Source organism: Pantoea pleuroti (assembly GCF_014156615.1).
Lineage (GTDB): Bacteria > Pseudomonadota > Gammaproteobacteria > Enterobacterales > Enterobacteriaceae > Pantoea > Pantoea agglomerans.
In genome coordinates this window covers 1-514 of sequence record NZ_SBFD01000035.1, presented here as the reverse complement: position 1 = coordinate 514, position 514 = coordinate 1, and the positions used below count along the sequence as shown (strand labels likewise).

General features: G+C 33.3%; 1 protein-coding gene. It reads right to left on the bottom strand.

What is annotated here, in order from left to right:
- Positions 1 to 514 (bottom strand): ATP-binding protein (locus tag EPG66_RS22835; protein WP_182688192.1); only part of this gene is annotated, 514 nt, incomplete at both ends.

Sequence of the window (514 nt, the reverse complement as noted above, 5' to 3'; positions counted from 1 at the left end):
AGATCGTCTTTTATATATCCATTCCAATCATCTTTGAGACCAATTAAAATCAATCTCGTTCCACTTCCGGCAATCAATGCATTACCATATTTATCTGAATATGGAAAAGGGATGGAATGAATCTTATGCTTAATATCAAAAAAACTTTGATTAGTTGACTCGTATCGTCTCCAATCAACATCTATTTGAAATATTGAGTCATCACTTTCACTCTTAGTTTGAAGAATAACTCTTTTGCATAATCTGTCTATGCCTAATCGACCTAAGCCTTTTGCACCGGTTAAAACACGACCAGATAGTGAAGTGGCATTGATAGTTTTATTTTCAGTCCCAATTCTCAACCATTTTTCAATAAGTTGATCTAAACTCATTCCATTTCCATCATCCTCGATGATCATAGTAGAAACAGGTTTAGTTAAATTAAAAAAAGATAATTTTACATTACTAGCGTCGGCATCATAAGCATTTTTGACCAACTCTGATATAGCTGTAGTTGAATTAGATATACTCTCCC